The 759-nt window shown below is 64.3% G+C and carries 1 protein-coding gene; it reads right to left on the reverse strand.

The genetic code is table 11. The features are described 5' to 3' along the window. Positions 1-138: 138 nt before the first annotated feature. Complete coding sequence (locus CKO42_RS26835) at positions 139-723, reverse strand: UDP binding domain-containing protein (RefSeq protein WP_242479744.1); 585 nt, start codon at positions 721-723, stop codon at positions 139-141. Positions 724-759 lie beyond the last annotated feature (36 nt).

The following is a 759-nucleotide window of genomic DNA, read 5'->3' on the forward strand; positions in this document are numbered from 1 at the left end:
CGCGCGGATTCCATCAGGGCGCGAGGAGCGATCACGCCACCTCATCACGACGCCGGATATATGGCCGCAACGTTTCCTTCTGCTGAACAGTCAAGTGGCTCTTGCATCGCGGGGCGGACCATATATGCGGATTTAACATCATAGAGGACCGAGGCGCCAGGGACACCGAGCGCGCGGATGTCCGCTGCGCCTAGCTCGATGAACTCGCGATGCGCCACGGCGAGGATGATGGCGCCATAGATGCCAGTGCTGGGCAGCTCGGGCAGGCAGTCGATGCCGAGCTCTTGTTTGGCTGCGCTGCGGTCGACCCAGGGGTCGTCGCAGATCGACACTGAGGTTGTCGTCCTTGAGCGCGCCGATGATGTCGATGACGCGGGGGTTGCGCAGATCCGGGCAGTTTTCCTTGAAGGTCAGCCCCAGGACCAGGACGCGGCTGTGGCTGAGGTTGATGCCCTGTTTGAGCATGAGCTTGACCACGCGCTCGGCGACATGGGCGCCCATGCGGTTTTTAATATGGCGCGCGGCGGCGAGGTCTTCGGGCGTGGTCTCGCGGGTGCTGTCGTGGCCGGCTTGCAGCTCGGCGACGCGGGCTTGGTGGATGTCGAAGCCGATGACCGGGCGCTGTTTGCCGAATTCGACCGCAAGCGGGAGACCGACGTCGCCCAGGCCGATGATGGCGATGGGGGTGGTGGGGTCGGTGAGGTGCGCTTGGGTTGGGGGCATGGGGTGTGTTCCGTTAGGCCTTGGCGATGTACCAGG

This window comes from Lamprobacter modestohalophilus (assembly GCF_016583905.1).
Taxonomy (GTDB): domain Bacteria; phylum Pseudomonadota; class Gammaproteobacteria; order Chromatiales; family Chromatiaceae; genus Lamprobacter; species Lamprobacter modestohalophilus.